Annotated in this window: 19 protein-coding genes and 1 pseudogene; 7 read left to right on the forward strand and 13 right to left on the reverse strand. The window is 59.4% G+C overall.

What is annotated here, in order from left to right; genetic code table 11:
- Nucleotides 1–3: 3 nt before the first annotated feature.
- From JAO85_RS13035 to JAO85_RS13045, 3 genes are read left to right on the forward strand one after another with little or no spacing between them, the layout of a single operon-like run.
- On the forward strand, nt 4–1,563 hold the full coding sequence (locus tag JAO85_RS13035) for a leucyl aminopeptidase (protein ID WP_202788217.1): 1,560 nt from the start codon (nt 4–6) through the stop codon (nt 1,561–1,563).
- A gap of 52 nt (nt 1,564–1,615) precedes the next feature.
- Nucleotides 1,616–2,047 carry a DNA polymerase III subunit chi gene (locus JAO85_RS13040; RefSeq protein WP_034361514.1) on the forward strand — a complete coding sequence of 144 codons (432 nt, stop codon included), beginning with the start codon at nt 1,616–1,618 and terminating at the stop codon, nt 2,045–2,047.
- A 3-nt stretch (nt 2,048–2,050) separates the two neighbouring features.
- Complete coding sequence (locus JAO85_RS13045) at nt 2,051–2,857, forward strand: hypothetical protein (RefSeq protein ID WP_202788218.1); 807 nt, start codon at nt 2,051–2,053, stop codon at nt 2,855–2,857.
- Between the two features lie 29 nt (nt 2,858–2,886).
- On the opposite strand, the gene JAO85_RS13050 is transcribed toward JAO85_RS13045, so the two are convergent.
- Complete coding sequence (locus JAO85_RS13050; protein ID WP_003062839.1) at nt 2,887–3,906, reverse strand: D-2-hydroxyacid dehydrogenase family protein; 1,020 nt, start codon at nt 3,904–3,906, stop codon at nt 2,887–2,889.
- Nucleotides 3,907–4,627: 721 nt separating this feature from the next.
- On the opposite strand from JAO85_RS13050, the gene JAO85_RS13055 reads away from it, so the two are divergent.
- A complete protein-coding gene (locus JAO85_RS13055) occupies nt 4,628–6,010 on the forward strand; it encodes a GGDEF domain-containing protein (RefSeq protein WP_237734828.1) in 1,383 nt (460 codons plus the stop codon).
- Nucleotides 6,011–6,169: 159 nt separating this feature from the next.
- Nucleotides 6,170–7,336: a diguanylate cyclase gene (locus JAO85_RS13060; RefSeq protein ID WP_202788219.1), complete on the forward strand. Its 1,167-nt coding sequence runs from the start codon at nt 6,170–6,172 to the stop codon at nt 7,334–7,336.
- Nucleotides 7,337–7,350: 14 nt separating this feature from the next.
- Here JAO85_RS13060 and JAO85_RS13065 read toward each other — a convergent pair whose 3' ends face one another.
- Together JAO85_RS13065 and JAO85_RS13070 are read right to left on the reverse strand one after the other, a co-directional pair.
- Entirely contained in the window at nt 7,351–8,130 is a 780-nt protein-coding gene (locus JAO85_RS13065; protein ID WP_012838828.1) for a YoaK family protein, read from the reverse strand.
- Between the two features lie 150 nt (nt 8,131–8,280).
- Nucleotides 8,281–9,498: a GGDEF domain-containing protein gene (locus tag JAO85_RS13070; protein WP_003062847.1), complete on the reverse strand. Its 1,218-nt coding sequence runs from the start codon at nt 9,496–9,498 to the stop codon at nt 8,281–8,283.
- Nucleotides 9,499–9,818: 320 nt separating this feature from the next.
- Here JAO85_RS13070 and JAO85_RS13075 point away from each other — a divergent pair, with 320 nt between their 5' ends.
- Both JAO85_RS13075 and JAO85_RS13080 read left to right on the forward strand, forming a co-directional pair.
- The gene (locus tag JAO85_RS13075; RefSeq protein ID WP_041744581.1) at nt 9,819–10,064 is read left to right on the forward strand and encodes a DUF333 domain-containing protein; all 246 of its coding nucleotides are present in this window, start codon (nt 9,819–9,821) and stop codon (nt 10,062–10,064) included.
- A gap of 573 nt (nt 10,065–10,637) precedes the next feature.
- Nucleotides 10,638–11,018: a cupin domain-containing protein gene (locus JAO85_RS13080; RefSeq protein WP_034389780.1), complete on the forward strand. Its 381-nt coding sequence runs from the start codon at nt 10,638–10,640 to the stop codon at nt 11,016–11,018.
- Nucleotides 11,019–11,357: 339 nt separating this feature from the next.
- Here JAO85_RS13080 and JAO85_RS13085 read toward each other — a convergent pair whose 3' ends face one another.
- From JAO85_RS13085 to JAO85_RS13130, 10 genes and pseudogenes are all read right to left on the reverse strand, one after another.
- Nucleotides 11,358–11,552 carry a hypothetical protein gene (locus tag JAO85_RS13085; RefSeq protein WP_003053971.1) on the reverse strand — a complete coding sequence of 65 codons (195 nt, stop codon included), beginning with the start codon at nt 11,550–11,552 and terminating at the stop codon, nt 11,358–11,360.
- Between the two features lie 249 nt (nt 11,553–11,801).
- The gene (locus JAO85_RS13090; protein ID WP_172415364.1) at nt 11,802–12,053 is read right to left on the reverse strand and encodes a hypothetical protein; all 252 of its coding nucleotides are present in this window, start codon (nt 12,051–12,053) and stop codon (nt 11,802–11,804) included.
- 523 nt (nt 12,054–12,576) lie between these two features.
- Nucleotides 12,577–12,924 (reverse strand): PRC-barrel domain-containing protein, encoded by a 348-nt coding sequence (locus tag JAO85_RS13095; protein ID WP_003062855.1) that lies wholly within the window; start codon nt 12,922–12,924, stop codon nt 12,577–12,579.
- Nucleotides 12,925–12,992: 68 nt separating this feature from the next.
- A complete protein-coding gene (locus JAO85_RS13100; RefSeq protein WP_202788220.1) occupies nt 12,993–13,571 on the reverse strand; it encodes a hypothetical protein in 579 nt (192 codons plus the stop codon).
- Between the two features lie 132 nt (nt 13,572–13,703).
- Nucleotides 13,704–14,564: a hypothetical protein gene (locus JAO85_RS13105; protein ID WP_202788221.1), complete on the reverse strand. Its 861-nt coding sequence runs from the start codon at nt 14,562–14,564 to the stop codon at nt 13,704–13,706.
- A 358-nt stretch (nt 14,565–14,922) separates the two neighbouring features.
- A complete protein-coding gene (locus JAO85_RS13110) occupies nt 14,923–15,684 on the reverse strand; it encodes a YfaZ family outer membrane protein (RefSeq protein WP_003062860.1) in 762 nt (253 codons plus the stop codon).
- A gap of 9 nt (nt 15,685–15,693) precedes the next feature.
- Nucleotides 15,694–17,172, reverse strand: coding sequence for an amidohydrolase family protein (locus JAO85_RS13115; RefSeq protein ID WP_202788222.1), 1,479 nt, complete (start codon nt 17,170–17,172; stop codon nt 15,694–15,696).
- A gap of 195 nt (nt 17,173–17,367) precedes the next feature.
- Nucleotides 17,368–17,814, reverse strand: a complete 447-nt coding sequence (locus JAO85_RS13120) for a universal stress protein (RefSeq protein WP_003062865.1) — start codon at nt 17,812–17,814, stop codon at nt 17,368–17,370.
- Nucleotides 17,815–18,355: 541 nt separating this feature from the next.
- Nucleotides 18,356–18,532: pseudogene (locus tag JAO85_RS25630) on the reverse strand (Rha family transcriptional regulator); the annotation flags it as partial.
- Nucleotides 18,533–18,571: 39 nt separating this feature from the next.
- Entirely contained in the window at nt 18,572–19,213 is a 642-nt protein-coding gene (locus tag JAO85_RS13130; protein ID WP_202788223.1) for an FABP family protein, read from the reverse strand.
- Between the last annotated feature and the right edge of the window lie 16 nt (nt 19,214–19,229).

The raw sequence follows: 19,229 nt of genomic DNA on the forward strand, positions 1-19,229 counted from the left end.
ATTATGAACTTTGAACTGAAGGCTCTGACCGCTGCCGCTGCAGCGCGCGAAAAATGTGATTTGCTGTTGGTGCTTGTTTCTGAACAGGCAGCATCGGGCACATTCGGCAGCGACGCCATCGGAGCCATGGTGGCTCATGCGGTGAAGCAGGGTGATTTTGCCCTGTCTTGCGGCAAGCAATTGCCTTTGTACCAAGTGCCCGCCATTGCCGCACGTCGTGTGGTGCTGCTGGGCGTGGGAGCTGGTACTCCCAAGGACGTGCGCAATGCCTTGGCTGGCTGCGGCGCGGTGCTCAAGACCGAAGGCATTGCCAAGGCCGTTGTGAGCTTTGCCTTTGATGCCGATGTCCAGGCTGTGGCGGCTGCCGTGCAGGCGGTTGCCGATGCGACCTACCTCTATACCCACACCAAATCCCAGGCCAAGCCCGTTGCGCTGACCAAGCTCGTGCTGGGCGTATCGTCCAAGACGGCTGCTGTTACCGCTGCTTTCAATACCGCAGTGGCGCAGCAGGAGGGCGTTGCCATGGCCCGCGAATGGGCCAACCGCCCGGCCAACCATGCAACGCCCACCTTGCTGGCCAATGCTGCCAAGAGCATTGCCAAGGCAGCACGCATGAGCTGCAAGATTCACGGCCCTGCCGATGTGGCCAAGCTGGGCATGGGTGCTTTCATGGCGGTGGCCCAGGGCTCGCGCGAACCCCTGCGCTTCATCGAATTGCACTACAACGGTGCGGCCAAGAGCGTGGCCCCCATCGTGCTGGTGGGCAAGGGCATCACTTTTGACACCGGCGGCATATCGCTCAAGCCTGCAGCCGAGATGGACGAGATGAAGTTCGACATGGGCGGTGCTGCCAGCGTGCTGGGCGTGTTCCAGGCGCTGGCCAAGCTGCAGCCGGCCATCAATGTCGTGGGCCTGATCCCTGCATGCGAGAACATGCCCGACGGTGCAGCCATCAAGCCCGGCGATGTGGTGACCAGCATGAGCGGTCAGACCATCGAGATCCTCAACACGGACGCAGAAGGTCGCCTGGTGCTGTGCGATGTGCTGCATTACGCAGCGCGTTTCAAGCCCTCTGCGCTGGTCGATATGGCCACGCTGACTGGCGCTTGCGTGATCGCCCTGGGCGGTTTGCGCAGCGGCCTGTTCTCGACCAGCGACGAGCTGGCAGCCGCGTTGCAGGCCGCTGGCGATGTTGCGCTTGATCCTTGCTGGCGCATGCCTCTGGACGAGGAGTACGCCGATGGTCTCAAGAGCAATTTTGCGGACATGGGCAACGTGGCAGGGCGCGCCGCAGGTGCGGTGACGGCCGCCAAGTTCCTGCAGAAATTTGTGGGCGATATTCCCTGGGCACATCTGGATATCGCCGGTACTGCCTGGAAGAGCGGTGCTGCCAAGGGAGCTACGGGTCGCCCCGTAGGCCTGCTGGTGCAATATCTGCTGGGTCAGGAAGGCCGGGTTGCCGCTGCAGCAGCGACTGCTGCCAGGACCCCGGTGGCTCGCAAGAGTGCTGCCAAACCTGCGGCTTCGCGCCGCACGCGTGTGACTGCCAAGGCTTCGGCTTAAGAAAAGTCGGCAGATGCGGCCTGGTTTCAGGCCGCATCTGCCGCCAAGAGTTGTGACAGAAATTGCCTTTCATTTCAATGCACCAGACAAGCTGGGCTATGTGTGCCGATTCGCACGCAAGGCTCTGCGTCATGGTGCGCGTATCGTGGTTCTGGGGGATGGAGCTGCGCTGAGCCGGCTTTCGCCCCGTTTGTGGAGCGTGTCGGCCACGGATTTTCTCGCGCATGCTTGCGAGTCGGATGGAGCGCGGATGCTTGCTGCTTCTCCCGTCATCCTGGCCGAACACCTGCAGGACCTGCCTCATTACGATGTCCTGGTCAATCTCACGCCGCAGGTGCCGTCGGGGTTTGAGCGCTTCGCGCGCGTGGTGGAAATCGTTTCTTCCGGCGATGAGATGGATCGCCAGGATGCGCGTGCCCGCTGGCGCGACTATGCAGCGCGTGGTTTTTCCATCGTCCGGCACGATCTGAATCTCAAGGGCTAGGTCATGAACTCCTCATCCAAAGTTCCGCCACGCTTCGTCCCCACCCTGACCGAGGTGGTTGAGCCCGAAGCTGCCGCGCTTGAAGACACTGCGGACAGCGCTCAGCCGGTGCCGCCGGAGCAGTCTCAGGGAGCTGCGCAGCAGGTGCTAGGCCCGCGGACGCTGGGAGACAGCGTTGTCCCTCTGGCGAGGCCGTCGTTTCACACCTCATGGCTGGCGGACGGTCTCTACGGCCGCGGCCGACCTGCAGGTATTCCGCATCAACTGCCCCCTTTGCCGGAATCCTTGCCGCCGCAGCAGTCATTTGCGCAGAGCATGGCTGGGGAGGTGGTAGAAGCAATATCGGCCAGGCAGGTGGAGCCTGAGACTGAGTTGGTAACTGCCGAACTCGTGGAGGCATTTCCGCTCGCAGACCAGGCGGAGCAGCCATCCGTTACGGACGCTGACCAACCCCAGGATGAAGAGCTTCCCCCCGGGTCTGAGGTACTTGATGAGGAAGCCGCCGAGCCACTCGTCCAGGCGCAAGATGTGGAGCAGGCTGTTGAACCCGCCCCGGTCTTTGGGGCAGCCGGCCTGCAGCAGGCACTGGATGCGCACGGTGCCGTGGTGACCGAAGAGTATCTGGTCCACAGACTCATGCAGCGGGTGGATCTGGTTCTGGAGCAGAAGCTCAAGGAAGCGATAGCGCAGGTTGTGGAAGCACAGACCCGATCCATGGTGCTGCGCCTGCGTGAAGAAGTGGAGACCGTGGTGCGTCAATCGGTCTACGAAGCCGTGGAGGCCGAGCTTGCACAGCAGACCCGGCAATAGCCGATAGCCGCTGGCCGCGGCACCCTAGCCTAGCGGTTCAGGCGCAGCGGACCGTTGAAAACCTCGGGGTTCAGAATATTGCTGGGCTGGCCGTTGGCAAAGTTCACCACGTTTTCGAACGCCGCGCGGAAATACAGCTCATAGCTGTCCTGTTCCACATAGCCGATATGGGGTGTGCATATGCAGTTCTCCAGCCTCAGCAAGGCATGGCCTTGCAGTATCGGCTCGCTTTCGAAGACATCGATGGCGGCCAGGCCGGGGCGGCCGCGGTTCAGGGCGCAGAGCAAGGCTTCGGGCTCCACCAGCTCGGCGCGCGAGGTGTTGACGAACAGGGCGGTCGGTTTCATCCGCGCCAGATCCTGTGCCGTCACGATGCCCCGCGTCGCGTCGTGCAGACGCAGATGCAGCGACAACACATCGCATTGCTCGAAAAAGGCTTCCTTGGAGGGGGCGCTCAGATAGCCGTCGGCCTCGGCCTTGCGGCGCGAGGCTTCGCTGCCCCAGACGCAGACCTGCATGCCGAAAGCCTTGCCATAGCCCGCCAGCAGCTGCCCGATGCGGCCATAACCCCAGATGCCCAGCATGCGTCCGCGCAGCACGCTGCCCAGCCCGAAGTTGGGCGGCATGGATGCCGCCTTGAGTCCCGACTGTTGCCAGGCACCATGTTTGAGATTGGCGATGTACTGCGGCAGGCGGCGCATGGCCGACATGATCAGCGACCAGGTCAGCTCTGCCGGCGCAATCGGAGAGCCCACGCCTTCCGCGATCGCCACGCCACGCTCGCTGCAGGCCTGCACATCGATATGCGCGCCCGCCTTGCCCGTCTGGGCAATCAGCTTGAGCCGGGGCAGCTTATCGAGCAACTGGCGCGAGATCTGGGTGCGCTCGCGAATCAGGACGATGACATCCGCATCGCGCAGCCGGACTGATAGCTGTCCCACACCCTTGATGGTGTTGGTGTAGACCTTGGCGTTGAAGGCATCGAGCAGCTTGGCGCAATCGAGCTTGCGAACCGCGTCTTGGTAATCGTCCAGGATAACGATGTTCACCACTGGCATCCTTAAGTAAGTGGCTGAGTTTATTGAATGAAATTCAATGCGATCAAAGGCTTAGGATTGCTCTCGTGAAAACTTACGCCAAATCGACGCCACCAGATTCCCTGCGTGCACACCCTACACACACCAGAGCTTAGCTCAGGTTTGGCACCGGTTTTGAAAGCCAGGCTGACGCATGGCATTTGCAGGCGTTTGATGACCATGCCCCAAGAAGCTCCGGGTTGCGAATGCCATTGTGATCCAGGCCGGAGACGGTCCGTGGCTTGCAGTGGCTGTGACCGGCAAAACTGGGGTTTACCGGTATGTTCGAGCTGGTACGCAGACGACCGGTGCGTCAGCGCATCGAGGCAACACGATCCGCAAATGCCGGGCTGCCGGGCACTCGTGGCATCTGCGGCTTGGCTGCTTCAGCCCCGACCGTTCGAGCCTGCCCGATGTGCAGCAGCTTTGTAATATCTTCTGCCTGATTCAGAGGCCAAAGGTTTGCGCCTCCGGTCTGTTGACCAGGCGGTCATTTTCGGTGCGCTGCCAAATGCAAACCGGTTCGCAAACCGGTCCATATGGGTAAAACGTTTGTCAAGCATTTCATATATGTCCAATCATTAACATCTCTGCCGGCTGCTTGCTCAATACCGGCGCGGATATCGATGACTGTGCGGGTGTCAGGGTCGGTCAGAAATTAATGTGTCGCCGCGTTCCCAATCAAGGTGAGAATATGGCGATGGAGAAGAATAGTTATATTTCGTCACTTTCTGATTCTCGCCTGGATACCCAACCGCAACTGCTTGAGGTGGCTGTGGCCCAGGCATTTAATGCCGTGGTGATAACCGATGCCGAAATGGCTGGCGGTGGCCCGTTCATTAGCTATTGCAACAAGGCATTTACCAGCATGACCGGTTACGCCACAGAGGAGCTGCTGGGCCGGTCTCCGCGTATGTTGCAGGGCCCCGAGACGGATCAGCAGGTGATTGAGCAATTGCGCCAATGCCTTGCCGAGGGTCGTTTTTTTCAAGGTAGCGCAGTCAACTACCGCAAGGATGGAACGCCATACCATGTGTCCTGGAATATCTCTGTCGTGCGGGATGTAGGCGGGAAGATCACGCATTTTGTATCCGTGCAGCAGGATGTGACGCGGCAGGTGGAAAGCGAAAGGCAGCGGGATTTGATGATCCAGGCATTGAACTCGGCCAATGCGCCGGTATTCATTACCGATCGCAATGGCTATCTCGTGTTTGTCAATCATGCTTTTGAGCATCAGACGGGTTATTGCGCCGCAGAAGTAATGGGTCGCACGCCGGCCATGCTGCACTCCGGCTCACATACGGCACAGTTTTATGCCGAGTTGCGCGACGCCTTGGTGCGCGGAGAAAACTTCAGCCGGACTTTCATCAATCGGCGCAAGGATGGCGAGCTCTACCATGCCGCCCAGAGCATTTCGGCGCTGCGCGATGCCAGGCACCGGATAACGCACTATGTGAGCATTTCCAAAGACATCAGCGACCTGGTTCAGCGTGAACAGGAACTGCTGGTACGGGCCTACCGGGATGATCTGACCGGCTTGCCCAACCGCAGTGCCGGAAGTTATGAGCTGGAAAATTGCCAGCGAATTGCCGAGCGTCAAGGCGTTCCCTATGCACTGATCATGTGCGACGTCGATCTGTTCAAGCAGGTCAACGATCAGTTCGGCCATGAGGCCGGCGACCAGGTCCTGCAGCAGATCGCAAAAGTCCTCAGGAACACCGTACGGTCCTCGGAGCATGTTGCGCGCTGGGGTGGCGAGGAGTTCCTGATCATCGTACCGGGCGTCGGCCTGCAGGCGGCCCTGGAGCTGGCCGAGCGGCTGCGCCGCAGCATCGCATCGCGCAGCTACGCGGCGGCAGGGACCATCACCATGTCGTTCGGCGTGGGCAGCTGGCAGGCCGGTGAAGCCTCTGCGCAACTGCTGCGCCGCACCGACATGGCCTTGTACCGGGCGAAGAGTTCGGGCCGCAATCAGGTCCGGAGGGCTCGCTATCCGGGCCGGGGCGACGAACTCGAGCGCAGCAGGGATGGCTCTCGTGACGCCTGGCCCGTCCCGCGCACCGGAGCCGGTAACTGATATTTGTCGGGAAATCGATTTCTCGGCTTTTGGACACTTGCTAACATCGCCCCGAATTCAACAGTCCACTGATCAAACGGACTCCTTCTTCCTAACCTCAGAGCATGGGTAGCCACCAATGTGTAGCCGCGCGAATGAGCTTTACTGATCGGCTGATTCATGCCTAGCAATTTGCAGCTCTATTTGTTGGTCGCGCCGGTATGCATAACAGCACTGGGCGCACTCATGGCTTTTTGCTGGCTTGCACAGCGCCGCTCAGTGTTTCTGCTCTCGACGGCTTGTGGGTTGACACTTACGGGGCTTGCCTTGGGCTGGCAATGCTTGACACCTCACGGACAACTGGTTCGGTGGGCTGTTTACACCGGGCCCATTTATCTGTTTGGTGCCTGGCTCTGTACCTGGGGCGTCGCTCAAAAGTTTTCCGTCTCCTCATATCCCAAGATCTCGGCCCTGGTATCGATCATCGTGGTTGCTGCTCTTTACGAGTACAGCATCGTGCAGGACAACATTGCTGCGCGCGTGCTCTGGCTGAACGCAGGGCTTGGCATCATTCACTTCATACCGTTTCCTGCCATTGCGCTAAAAAAAGTCAGACGTGACGGGCTGGAGAAGCTGCTTTACAGGTCCTATGGGGCCTTTGCGATCTATACAGTGTTCAGGCCCATCATGGTGCTGTTTCTGGGATTCACTGAGCTCCAGGACATGCTCAGCTCCATTTACTGGTTGGTCACCATGCTGGGCTCGCTATTGTTCAGCCTGGTGTTCTCGGGCCTCATGCTCATCGTTTCGATGAGGGATGCAATGGCCACACTCAGAGACGAGCGTAATCACGACATGCTGACTCGCGTGTTGAATCGTCGCGGCTTCTGGGAGCTTGCAGACCCGCTGGCCCGGGATCGAAAAGCGCAACCGCTTTCCATCGTGGTGGCGGATCTGGATCACTTCAAGCGGGTCAACGACAACTGGGGGCACGAATATGGAGACGGAGTGCTCAAGGCCGTCGCGGAAGTCATACAGGCAAGTGTCCGTGGAACCGACCTGGTGGCTCGCTTTGGAGGCGAAGAATTTGTGCTGCTGTTGACCCATGCCGACATTGAGACTGCACAACGTGTGGCGCAGCGTATTCGTGCCGGAGCGGTCGAGATCATTGCGCCATTGCCCGATGGTCAGCGCGTGACCTTGAGCATGGGTGTCGTTGTCAGTCCATTCGGCAGCGATCTGCGCGAAGCCCTAATGAGGGCTGACCAGCAACTCTACAAGGCCAAGGAGCTTGGGCGCGATCAGGTCGTCGTGCATGGACCCGGGGACGTCGCGGCAGCGGCGTGAGATACCGGATGCACTCAGCTCTTCTTGCTGAAGAGTGACGGCCGCTCGGCGGACTGCGCTGCATCGCGCATAAATGGCGGCACGGACAGTACAAGCAAAAGAGCGGCCAGCGGAACCACGCAGATGAAGCCGATATGCTTGAAGCCCAGTGCACCGGTAATGCCGCCCAGCACAAACATCAAGATCAGCCCTGCGGACACCTTCATACGGCGCCAGTCATGCCGAACCAGGGGCGACAGTTGAAGGCCGGCGTTGGCGTGGCGCTTCCAGAAGAACATCTTGCCCAGTTCCATGCCCAGATCCGTGAAATTGCCGGTCATGTGCGTGGTGCGAGTGCTGCCGCCGGATGTCTTGGAACCTACGGCATTCTGCAAACCCATCATGAAGGACAGCAGCAGAACGGTCAGCGGCACTGCGAAGGGAGTGTTCCAGGTCAAGGTGACTGTACCCATCAGGCCGAAGGCAATCAGCATGACGGCCTCCAGCATCAGCGGCAGGGCATAGACGCTGTACAGATGGCGTTTGCGCCCCCAGTTCACCAGCAACGCGCAGACGGCCGCGCCTGTTGTAAAGGCGATGATGGCACCAAGCGCATTCAGCAGCAGCTTGGCGTTCTCAAGCACCAGGCCGTCGGCCAGTTGAGAGGCAAAGCCCGTCATGTGCGAGGTATACATCCGCAGCACAAGAAAGCCGCCAGCGTTGACCGCGCCTGCGTTAAAGGCCAGCAGCAGACCCAGGGCGACATTGGTGGACGGCGTGCGATGCCGGTTGGTGAGATGGCGAAGTCTGCGCATCAAGGATTCCACTGACAAAAGTGCACCCATGACGGGGTGCATCAATGCTGGCAAATTGGTTTGCCAGCGACCATGCAGGAATCATTGTGGGCCAACTTGGATACGTGAGCTGCCTGGTGCGTGATGGCATGGGTCAGCGAATTCACCGGCTTACATCAGCAATGCCATGGGGTGGTCTGCCGGTAAGGTGTGTTCAAAGCTGATGTCTGGGTAAGTGCGGCCTTCCACATGAACGCGGTCTCGGCCAGCATTTTTGGCGCTGTACAGCAACTGGTCGGCTTGCCTCAGTGCACCTTCAAGCTGGTCGGCATTGCTGATTGAAGTGATGCCAAAGCTCAGCGTCAGGGCTGGCCCTTTCGGCAATAGCTCCTGGTCATTTCTCAACTCCAGGCCAATGCGCTTGGCGACTTGCTCGGCACCTTGCAAATCGATCTTTGTCAGCAGAACCATAAACTCTTCACCGCCGAAGCGTGCAACCAGATCATTGCTGCGCACATTGTGCTGCATCGCTCTGGCGACAAGCTGCAAGACCTCGTCACCTTTGTCATGCCCCCAGTTGTCGTTGATGCGTTTGAAATGATCAATATCGCTGGCCAGAAGCGCCATGGGATACAGGCGCTGGTCGGCCAGGCGATGCTGTGCGGCTTCACTGAATGCGCGGCGATTCAGTATCTGGGTCAGAGCATCCAGGTCGCGTTCAGTGCGCAGTTGACGGACTGTGTCCCTGATGGTGACTGCACAGACTAAAACCGTGAAGAGCAATGCAAAAAGCAAAATACTCATCAGCGTTGTCAGCCAATAGGTTGAGTTGGCATCCATGGCATCGCCGAGACCGTTATGCGCGAAAGTCGCGACCAGCGTCGGGCGCAGCATGGTAAAGACGGCATAAAACATATAGGACCACAGCAAAATCCTATCCAGCCAGTCGTTGGTGAGGCCCCGTTTGAGAACTGCCGGCACTGGCAGCAAGAGCATCAGAGCTACGCCTATACCGAATGTGTGCAGCCTACCCACCTGGTTCTGTGCCACGTTGGCGAAATAGTAGAGCGAGGCCAGCGTCGCGGCACACAAGACAAGGGCTGCAAGCGGATATGTGGGTACGCACCGACGCTCTGAAAAGCTCTTGGAAAAACACCAAGCTCCCGCCAGAAACAGTGCGTTGACGAGAACCACATAGTGATTGAGGACTTCAAACTTCAGCACGCTGCGAATGCTGATGGACATTGCGGTTAGCAGGAAAGAGGCGCACAGCCAGAGTAGAAAGCGTTGCTTGGGCTGGGTCGCCCAGCACACTCCTAGCAGGCCGGCCAGGAAGAGCAGGGACAGAGATGGCATCAACACAAAGATGTGGTCGTTGCTCGTATGCATACACACAGCCCTTCTGCTAGTGATCACCAACAGACAGGCCAGACTGGCCATATCTCTAGTCAAATCTAAATGCCAAGGCGGCCATTAATGTGTCAGCCGCTCATCTTCCGGATCACAAATTAACAACTTCTTGCGATTTCTGACAGTTCACTTTTCCTCTTTTGGAGGTGAAATAACTAAAAGTGACATTGGCTGACAGAGTGCCGCCAACATCGTCGGTGCCAACCCTTAGCCCATATGTATGAAGGAAACGAGAGATTGATGTGAGTCAGGATTTTTTGCGGCTCAATGAAAAAGGCGGCATTTGCTACATTGAGCCCATGAAAAAAGCACTTGGAACCACCAGCGCAGTGTTTTCTGCACTGGCCATCAGCGGTTGCGCCCAACCTCAGTCCGCTGCGCCTGTGATCGGCATGGCCAACCCCGCATCGGTGTACTGTGCCCAGCTGGGCGGCAGGACCCGCATCGAGAAGACCACTGCCGGAGAGCGCGGCATCTGCGTGCTGCCCAACGGCACGGAAATCGACGAGTGGGAGCTGTTCCGCCGCGACCACCCTGCAAAGTAACCGAGCCGTAGTCCTAACATCAGCGGGCTCAAGTGCTAGTAGGTTCTTGGTGCGCGGCGGATGACTCGGGCATTTACCTCGCTGAGGCCAAGGGGGCGGCGCGATCCATCGTGCCTCCGTGAATGGCAGACAAAAAAGCCCATATGGCGCAGGCTGGGTGGGCGGGGTCTGGACAGTTCAGCCAGCTTTACCAATGGCTAAGGCATTGGCTGCGCCCAAAACAGCCAGCACTGCGCTGTTTTGGGGCTGCGCAAAGAAGTCATGCCGTTCTTGCTGCAGCTGCATTCGATCTGCTTGCTGTATGCAAATCTGAAAAATCTGTGCGAACTTGTGGCGCTTTAGATGGGCCGCGTAGGCACCCCGTATGTCAAAGCATGCTTTTTGCTGTCAGCCGTGAATTGGGCGGCGCAGACAGTGCCGTGCCGCATGCAGCAATTGGTAACTGATAAGTGCTCCTGGCAATGCCATGCGAATGACGTAGTGATAAGTTTTTTCATCTGTCCTTCGGCTCACCAGCTATACCTGAAGAATTCCTTGGGGGCTCGAGGTGCAGCTCTTATGAAGGAGAAAATCATGGCCACTCCAGTCAGCGTTGAGAAGCTAGAAGTCAGGTCACACAGCGAGCCTGATGAACTTCGCACACCTAGCAAAACTCGCGTGGAGCTCGTAAAGCTTCAGGGCTACACGATTGGACGGTTCAACTTTGAGCCCGGATGGCGCTGGTCCGAATGCATCAAGCCCGTGGTGAAGACTGAATACTGCCAGCTCTCGCATGTGGGGCACGTCGTTTCGGGAAAGCTCACCGTTCAAATGCAGGACGGCTCTCAGAAAATGCTCAGCGCAGGGGAGTCCTACGCCATCCCACCCGGTCATGATGCCTGGGTCGAAGGGACTGAACCCTTTGTCGGCCTTGAGGTGCTGAGTGCAGAGGTCTACGCAAAACCTTCCGAGTAACGCTCGCGCAAGTGCTTGCGGGCTTGCCATAGCAGATTGAGGTAGCGGTAGTACATGCCAACCACTTGGCAAAAAAGCCTTCCAGGTCTGGAACCTTGCGGGCTTTTGTCTGCTTGGCGGGCGCTTCCGAGCTTCTGAATTGGCGATTGCGTTGCGCCCGCCCTATCTGCATTTGAAAGTGTGCTGCAGCTGATGGCATCGTCTGGATTGAACTAGCAGCCTTGCTTTCCATAGCAGGCAGCAGCCGGCTGTGTTGGCTGTCGTGGTGCTGTAGCTGTTGCCGTTGCCGTACGGTGTCGATGGGGCATGGGCTGTTCGCGGGGGCAGCGGGACGGTAGATCAGGGCTTTTCACGCAGGCACTGGACGGTGTGGGCGTCCAGCCATTCGGCGTGCATGCCCGGGCAGGCGAACTCGTCGCGCACGGATTTGGTGAGGGTGGTGGGTTCGTCTGCCTGGGCGTTGGGGGTGGCAAGCCACAGTACGCCCATGAAGATGGCGGCGACGAGGATCAGGGATTCGATGATCTTTTCCATGATATTTCTCCGGTCTGGCGCTTGTCAGGAAAACGCCTGTGGTTATCAAAATCGATGAGGTCGACCGTTCACAGCGGCCAGGCTTCCGGGGTGGTGGCAATGACGACCGCCACGCCGATGAGGCAAACAATCCCCAGGAGGCTGAGGCCCCATTGCGCGGCGGTCAGTAGCTTTGTTCCAAGGCCGGGGCGATCAAGAGCAGGACTGTCAGGAGCAGCGCGAGCGCGACGGTGGGGATGTGTGGCCATTTCACAGGCCTCCCTTCTCGCGCAGGCGCTGCACGAGGTCTTCATCAACGGGTTGAGGAACGGTGCTGTACAGCATGGAGTCTCCTTTTGGCGAGAAGCAGGCCCGCTGGATGGGCGGGGTCGGATAAAAAAGACCAGCGCTCTTGAGAGCCGGTGAAACCCACAAAGGTATGGTGGAGTGAATGCGCTTCGCGCTCTGGCGCAGCAAGCTGTTGCCTTGAATTTTACTGTTATTTTTATCAGTGCTGTTCATTTGTACAGTAGTTTAAATTTCCCCTGTACAGCGCGTCAACAGACATCGACCTCATGTGTTGCGTGGCTGCACTGAGCGTCTACCGGCAAAGAAAAAGCCCACCGGCGTTGGCTGGTGGGCTTGCGTGTAAAGGCCGATGCCTTGCGGCGTGCCTGGGGAAGCAGAGGGAGGGTAGAGAACCTCAGGCTCGGCAGAAAGCAATGGATATCATCACCATCTGGTGTGACCGCTCAGACCGCAGCTCACGGCTTGTGCACCACGGTATTGGTAAAGCGTATTTCAGGCCTCGATTTTGAGCAATACCTTGTACCGGGAACCATCACACCAGATGGCCCCGCTTGACCCTGCGGGGAGAGGTCGCGCTTAAGGCCCGCGGGGCCAGGAGGCTACATTTGAAAATCTCCGCGCAAAAAAAAGCCGACCGCGAGGTGGGCTGAACTCCAACTGGTTGGTGGCCGGCGCCGACCGGCCTGCGGTTCTTCTTGAGTTTGGGCACTAGCGCATGTGTGGTTGCGTGCCGGGGTTAGACAAAGGGCACACCGTAGTGGTCATAAACACGGCGGCCGTAGTCGTCGGTGTATTCAGGCAATGTGCCTCCCTCGTAGCGAGGGGCGTTTTCAAGCCGTTCCTTGGTGACGGAAACCACGTACCCGCCTTGGCTGGGTTCGTATTTGAGGCTATCCCACGGCAGTGGGTAGAGATCTGAGCCGATGCCCAGGAAACCGCCAAACTGCATCACTGCATATCGAATCTTGCCGGTGAGCTTGTCGATCATCAGTGAGTCGATAGCCCCCAGCTTGTCGCCGTTGGGGTTGTAGACGCTGGTGCCGTTGACACGATCGGATGAGATGACAGGTGAGGCTGGTTGCATTCCTGCTCCTTTCTTTGCGTGGTACAGAACAACGCTGGCAAGGTGGGCCAGCGCTGAGGCGCTCACATTCACTGCTGGGGCGTTTTGTGCTGTTGCCCGGGCTGCTGTTGTTGAGCAGGGGTCTTCTGCTGTCCTGGGGTTTGCTGTTGCTGCTGGCCGGGTTGGCTGGTGTTCTGGCCTGGTTGGCGTTGCCCAGGGTTTTGCTGCTGCTGTTGCTGCTTGTCCTGTTGGCTGGGGTTGTGCTGCTGGTTCGCTTGTTGCGTCATGTCCTTCACTCCTTCAGGTTGGTGACCAGCAAACCGGGTTGGCTTGCTGTGGGTGCATGGTCGCCGAGTCATGGAAAACCCTTCTGTAGGAGAACGTGGCGCAACGCTGAATTTTGTGAATTCACGGCCATTACGTAGCATTTGGTTTACGTTTGAGGCGGAACTCTCGATATTCCTCACAGTATTCATCCAGATGCGCGGCAGGATGTGCTGGGTTTTGGGCTCACTCAGGGTTGCGATCGCTGCCTCCCCGATGCAAGTCGCTCCAACCGCAGTACCCATGAAGCATGTCCAACGGCCGGCCTTATGCCTTGGTGAAGAGCGTTGCCGTGATTCCGCCAGTCTTGCCGTTTTGCCCTTGTCCGCATTCGACAGGCCCATTGGCTTTTTCCAGAGCTAGCCGTTTTGATAGCTTCCGGCGTTTGATGGATAAGCGCTGGAGGCCTATCTGACCTAAATGCCTGGATGCGGAGAAAAGCCCCTGCAACGACTGGTTGGCAGGGGCTGTTTTGTTCAGGCCAGGCAGTTCAGGTCGTAGCCCACCATGAAGAGTGAAGCTTCCATGGCCCGCATGCGATCAGGCTGGCCTGAAAACAGGCCGGGGGTCTTGCGCAGGGTCTCGGCCATTACCCAGGCCAGCCGCACCTTGGCGCCAGCCCAGCGCTGGGGCGTGCTTTGGCTGGTGTAGAGCAGGGTGCCCGGCGTCGGTGGCTGGTCAAACAGGCAAGCCAGTTTGTGCTGGGGCTTCTGGCTGCCGCCGGCCAGCGGGAAGCTCAGTGTATCGGGCAGGTGGGGCCTGCCGCTGCTGCGGCGCCAGAACTCCACCAGTGCAGCCGCCGCGGCGCTGACCCGTGAGTCATAGATGGGCAAGCCTTCGGCTGAATAAAAGGCGTGCACCTTGGTGAGCATGGAGTTCATGAGCCGCACTGTCGGAAAGCCGGTGCGCAGGCTGGCCGAGCCAAGCGCCATTTCCTGGTGGGTCTGGGCAATGTAGTGGCTGATGTTAGTGCCAAGGCCTACAAGAAAGGGCCGCGCGCCTTCCTTGGGGTTGCGCTCGCCGCCCCAGTCCAGCACATCGCTACAGGCGGCCAGGGTGGCTGTCGCATCGTTGGCCTGCACGGCAGCGCGCAGCTTGGCAGAAAGAGCGCTTGTCTTGATGCACGACTCGGCCCAGTCGCCTGTTGCCAGGCCAGTCGCTCGCCAGCGGTAGTGGTGAGGTACCAGATCGGCAAAACGGGTGGTGGCCATCAAGCCCTTGGGTACGTAGCTGGAAGAGCGAATGTTCAACTGAATCTGTCGCTGGGGGAGTGTGGCTGCAAGCCAGTCGGTAAAGCCAATGACTTCGGGCTGTTGCAGAAATTCGGTGCGGTTCATTGATGTCTTGTGGCCTGTCGGATTTCTGGTTTTGGTCAGTTGGTGCTGCTTTGACATTGTCGTCTGGCGCGGGCGGCTGATGGAGCAAGGAAAGGCAGGCTGCAGCAATGAGTGCGCACGTCCCTGGTTTGTCCTGTGGTGGTGCTTCGAGCGCGTTTTCAGGCTCTGACTCCCCGGTGGTTGAGGAGACTCCATGCGCTGAAACCGAGCGAGATCACGCACCAGGTAATCCAGTGCTATAGAGGGCCTGGTGCAGCCTGGTTCGCCCGCAGCGATTGCCATCGCCTATGCCATTGCTGCATGCGGCGTTGCAGCCGCAGGTCTGAGGGGCTGGGTGTTGGCTATCCGCTGGTGGTGATCAAAACCTGAACGTCGCTCCGACGATCGGGCCGCTCTGGCTGAAGTCCAGTCGCTTGCCGTCGTCACGGTAGTCCACGCTCAGGTGGCGGTAGCCCACGGACACAAAGATGTTTTCCTTGACTTGGTAGTTCACCGAGCCGTGCACCTGCCAGGTGAACTTCGAGCCCACATCCAGCCCACCCATATCGGCATACACCAAGGTGGACCAGCGCGGCGCAATATCGTAGCGCCAGCGTGCGGCGACCACTGGGTCGACGAACGAGGTGTTGGACTGCGCCGAACCCACCCCTGGCACACTCACTTCGGCCTTGATCTGCCATAGGCGCAGGCCCGCCATCAGGTCAACGCTCGACTGCGGACTCAGCATCCAGTTGTGCCCGCCGGTCATCGTCAGCGAGGTCTGGCGAATCTTGGCATTTGCGCTCAGGCCTAAGGGTAAGGCAGCCTTGTCCGATGTAGCGGCGTAGCTGAAATCTCCCTGCAGCACATATTGTCCCTTGCGTGCCGTGCCGTTCACAAAGGCTGCAGCGTCCAGGTCCTCCAGAATGTCCGAGAACGATTTGTTCACGCTCACCGTTGGCGCTCCTCTGAACGGGCGGACGCTGCCGTCCAGCCCCGTCATCCATACATAGGGCGTGAGCTGAAAGCGCCATGCATCGGCTGCCGTCTTGTCCTGTGCCCAGGCCGGCGTGCCTGCCAGCAGGCTCACGGCCAGCGCCGCCGCTGCCATACCCGGAGTGGTGTTGATGTGCTGGGTCATTTGTCTCTCTTACAGCGTGTTCTTGTAAACCTTGCCATCCTTCATGATCAGGCGCAGGTTATGTTCCGGGTTACTCAGGAAGTCCAGATTCACCGTCGGGTCGCCATCGGCCACCAGAAGATCGGCAAATGCGCCAGGGGCTATGCGGCCCAGCGGCTGGGGATAGGGGTTGCGCTCGCCCGACAGGGCCAGCAGTTCGCCGTTGGTGCCCGTGGCCTGCTTCAGCAGCGTCATGGGGTCGTAAAAGCGCGTCAGCTTGGCCAGTTGCTTGCCCTGTGTGACCGTGCCCTTGGGACTGAACAGAATGTCCGTGCCCCAGCCCGTCTTGATGCCGTACTTCTGCGCCATCTCATAGGCGCGCACCGTGCCCTGGGCCACGCGCGACTGGCTCTCGCGGCGCACTGCATCGGTGTAGGGGTTGGCGTCCTCGTCCTGCAGAAACGGCTGCAGGCTCCACCACACGCCCTCGTCGCGCATCATGCGCGCACTTTCCTCGTCGGCCAACTGGCCGTGTTCGATGCTCTTTACTCCCGCCTTGATGGCCCGCTTGATGCCTTTGGGGGTGTAAACATGCGACATCACATAGGTGTTCCAGTCTGCGGCGGCCTCCACGCCGGCGCGCAACTCCTTCTCGGTGAACTGGGTGCTGTCCAGCGGGTCGTACAGCGATGCCACGCCGCCGCCTGCCAGCATCTTGATTTGCGATGCCCCCAGCATCAACTGCTCGCGCACGCGGCGCAGAACCTCGGTCTCGCCATCCGCAATCATGGCCACGCCGGTTTGCTCCACCATGCTCAGCGGCTCGTTCGCTGCACGCGGAATATCGCTGCGAAGGCGGAAGTCGCCATGGCCCGAGGTCTGAGAAATCATCGCCCCGCTGGGATAGATGCGCGGGCCCGGGATCATGCCCTCGTCGATCGCGCGCTTGAGCGCAAAGGCGGGGCCGCCCGCGTCGCGCACCGAGGTAAAGCCGCGCATCAGCGTGCGCTGCGCCTCCTGCGCGGCGGAGATATACAGATAGCCCAGATCTGCCGTCATGGCCGTCATCTGCGGAATGGCTGCCAGCATGGTGTGCCAGTGCGTGTCGATCATGCCCGGCATCACCAGCTTGCCCTGGCAGTCGATCACTTGCGCACCTTCCACCTTCTCGCCGGCAGAGGGCAGGGCGGCAATCAGCTTGCCCTGGATCAGCACCTGGACGCCTTGGCGCACCGACTTGCCCGTGCCGTCAAACAGGCGCAGATTGGTCAGCAACACGGGGCGGTCGGCCGGCCTGGCCGCCCCGCCCGCGCCTGTCTCGGCAGCATGCAGGGTCACAAATGGCGCCATCATGGCCGCCACCCCGCCCACAAACATGCGGCGCGACATATCGCTCATCACCCGCTCATGCAGCAACTGGCACACCACGCTGCCGCAGGTGCAGGCTCTCGGGCGAATCGGGCCGGTCTGCCACGCCAGGCCGGCAGCGGTTGCGATTGCGTGATTCATCTGCTTTTCCCTTTTTTCAAAATGAACAAGAGACGTCGCTGCCGGCGTGACAAATGGAACCAAAGGCTCACAATTTGATGCACCGATGCTACACGACGATCGGCCATGAAAAAGCGCCCCACCGCACGAGGGCGATGGGGCGTTGCTTGCATTATGAGAGCGGCCGAGAAGTGGCTGCGCTGCAGTCGAGCATGCTTAAACCGGGCGGTGCACCAGAACCGGAATGCTGCTGTTGACCAGTACGCGCTGGGTCTCGCTGCCCAACAAAATGCCGGCAATGCCCTTGCGGCCGTGTGATGCCATGCAGATCAGATCGCAGTTACCCTCCTGCGCCTGCTTGATGATGGCCTGATTGATGGAGATATTCGTGACCCGCACCGTCTGGCAGGCCACGCCCTCGGTCTTGGCAATGTCCAGGGCAGCTTGCAACACCTGATCTGCTTCCTTCTGGGCGCTTTTGTCGAACTCTGCAGAGTTGTAGGCGATCAGCGCCTCGGCTCCGTAAATCATGGCTGCGTAATCCGGCATCACATACAGCGCCGTCACCTGTGCGCCTTGTTCCTTGGCCAGTTGTATGCCCGCGCGCAGCGCGGCCTCAGAGAGCTTAGAGCCGTCCGTAGGAATCAAAATGTGCTTGAACATATCCAGCCTCCTTGCGCATAGGTGCGCGTTTTGTTGCCAAATCAATTCGATCGATCACCGAACTCATACTCACACTCCAGGGCTGCTAATGCAACACCTTGAAATGAGTATTCAGACGGTTTCTTGATGGAAATCAAATTCATGAGGTTGCAGGTAAAATCCGCCTCAAGCCCTTATCCATAAAGCGTTGGAAGCTATCAAAAGCAGACTATCCGAAGGTCTTGCGCAGCCTGCTCTGCGGCTGTTGCCGGTCGGCAGGCTGGGCTGCCTCTCGCGGTGCTGGGAGCAGGCCGTTGTCAGTTTGGCCAGTTGGGCATCGGTCGAGCCGATGGTCTCGCCGTCGGCAATGCGCCATGGCAGGCTGTCGAAGGAGGCCTGCCTCAGCTCGGTCACAATCGGCTGTATATGGCGCAGGGTGGGCGACCGTAATTCAGGTTCGCCAGGTGGCTGCTGTGCGCTCATCTATCGGCATCGCCCTGTATCAAGGTCTTGAACGCAGTGCGGTGCACTTGCGCCTCAGCCTTCGCGACCAGATTGAAGGTCAGCTCCATGCGCCGAATGCCGGCAGCCTGCTGCGAACGGCCTCCATGCGCTGAAAGGCATCTATATAAGCCGGTTTGAAGGCAAGCGCCTTCTTGCCTGTAAGGGCCATGGCCAGCAGCGTAAGGCCATCACGGACGATGCGGTAATCGGGGAGTGTGCGCCCTGCGGATCCAGTGAATTCGGCCGGGGGCGTGGAGTCCTTTGAGAGTCGTAATCAGATTTCAACTGCGGCCCTTGCCGTTGGGTTGGGCGTGGGCTCGCCAATCTTGTGCAAGGTGTTGCGGTCGGTATGGGCAAAAGGTTCGCTCTGGCCGGGGATGGTCAGCGTGGTTTCCTGCTCGTACGACCAGGTGCCGTCCGAGTGCTTGGTGATGGTGATGGTATAGGCGTCGGTTCTGAAGGCGTGCTCCAGAAACGGGTTGCTGGAGATGCCGTTGACGGTGGAGCCGCGCTCGGCCCTGAGGGTGAAGCTGGTGGCGTCGGCCGTGGTCTTGCCCGTGGCCATGGCGGTCTGTCCGCGCGGGATGGTCAGGGTCTGGATGATGTTGCCGGTGGCAGGCTCCCACAGCCAGTAACCGACCTGGTCGTGAAAGGTTTCCACATCGTCGGGCTTGACGATGCGTGTGTGGTAGCGCATGCCATAGAAGAGCTGTGGCCCGTTGGTTTGCGCATCGATGGGCTGGCACTCCATGTGCTCGATAAAGGCCTGCTTTTCGGGGCCGTCAGCCTTGGGGTTGATGTCCAGGCCGCGCTTGCCGGTCCAGATGCCGGCCATGCCGGTGAGGGGGCCGAGGTTGGCCAGGGTATTCACATCGGGCGTGGGCTCGGTGTAGATGTCTTTGGGAAAGTTTTCCATATCGTGTAACGGGCTT

This window comes from Comamonas sp. NyZ500 (genome assembly GCF_016772095.1).
GTDB lineage: Bacteria > Pseudomonadota > Gammaproteobacteria > Burkholderiales > Burkholderiaceae_C > Comamonas > Comamonas thiooxydans.

Coding starts and splice junctions, on each gene's coding strand:
- JAO85_RS13035 (WP_202788217.1), top strand. CDS start 4: ATGAACTTTGAACTGAAGGCTCTGACCGCTGCCGCTGCAGCGCGCGAA.
- JAO85_RS13045 (WP_202788218.1), top strand. CDS start 2,051: ATGAACTCCTCATCCAAAGTTCCGCCACGCTTCGTCCCCACCCTGACC.
- JAO85_RS13055 (WP_237734828.1), top strand. CDS start 4,628: ATGGCGATGGAGAAGAATAGTTATATTTCGTCACTTTCTGATTCTCGC.
- JAO85_RS13060 (WP_202788219.1), top strand. CDS start 6,170: ATGCCTAGCAATTTGCAGCTCTATTTGTTGGTCGCGCCGGTATGCATA.
- JAO85_RS13065 (WP_012838828.1), bottom strand. CDS start 8,130: ATGCGCAGACTTCGCCATCTCACCAACCGGCATCGCACGCCGTCCACC.
- JAO85_RS13070 (WP_003062847.1), bottom strand. CDS start 9,498: ATGCATACGAGCAACGACCACATCTTTGTGTTGATGCCATCTCTGTCC.
- JAO85_RS13075 (WP_041744581.1), top strand. CDS start 9,819: ATGAAAAAAGCACTTGGAACCACCAGCGCAGTGTTTTCTGCACTGGCC.
- JAO85_RS13080 (WP_034389780.1), top strand. CDS start 10,638: ATGGCCACTCCAGTCAGCGTTGAGAAGCTAGAAGTCAGGTCACACAGC.
- JAO85_RS13085 (WP_003053971.1), bottom strand. CDS start 11,552: ATGGAAAAGATCATCGAATCCCTGATCCTCGTCGCCGCCATCTTCATG.
- JAO85_RS13090 (WP_172415364.1), bottom strand. CDS start 12,053: ATGAACAGCACTGATAAAAATAACAGTAAAATTCAAGGCAACAGCTTG.
- JAO85_RS13095 (WP_003062855.1), bottom strand. CDS start 12,924: ATGCAACCAGCCTCACCTGTCATCTCATCCGATCGTGTCAACGGCACC.
- JAO85_RS13100 (WP_202788220.1), bottom strand. CDS start 13,571: ATGGGCCTGTCGAATGCGGACAAGGGCAAAACGGCAAGACTGGCGGAA.
- JAO85_RS13105 (WP_202788221.1), bottom strand. CDS start 14,564: ATGAACCGCACCGAATTTCTGCAACAGCCCGAAGTCATTGGCTTTACC.
- JAO85_RS13110 (WP_003062860.1), bottom strand. CDS start 15,684: ATGACCCAGCACATCAACACCACTCCGGGTATGGCAGCGGCGGCGCTG.
- JAO85_RS13115 (WP_202788222.1), bottom strand. CDS start 17,172: ATGAATCACGCAATCGCAACCGCTGCCGGCCTGGCGTGGCAGACCGGC.
- JAO85_RS13120 (WP_003062865.1), bottom strand. CDS start 17,814: ATGTTCAAGCACATTTTGATTCCTACGGACGGCTCTAAGCTCTCTGAG.
- JAO85_RS13130 (WP_202788223.1), bottom strand. CDS start 19,213: ATGGAAAACTTTCCCAAAGACATCTACACCGAGCCCACGCCCGATGTG.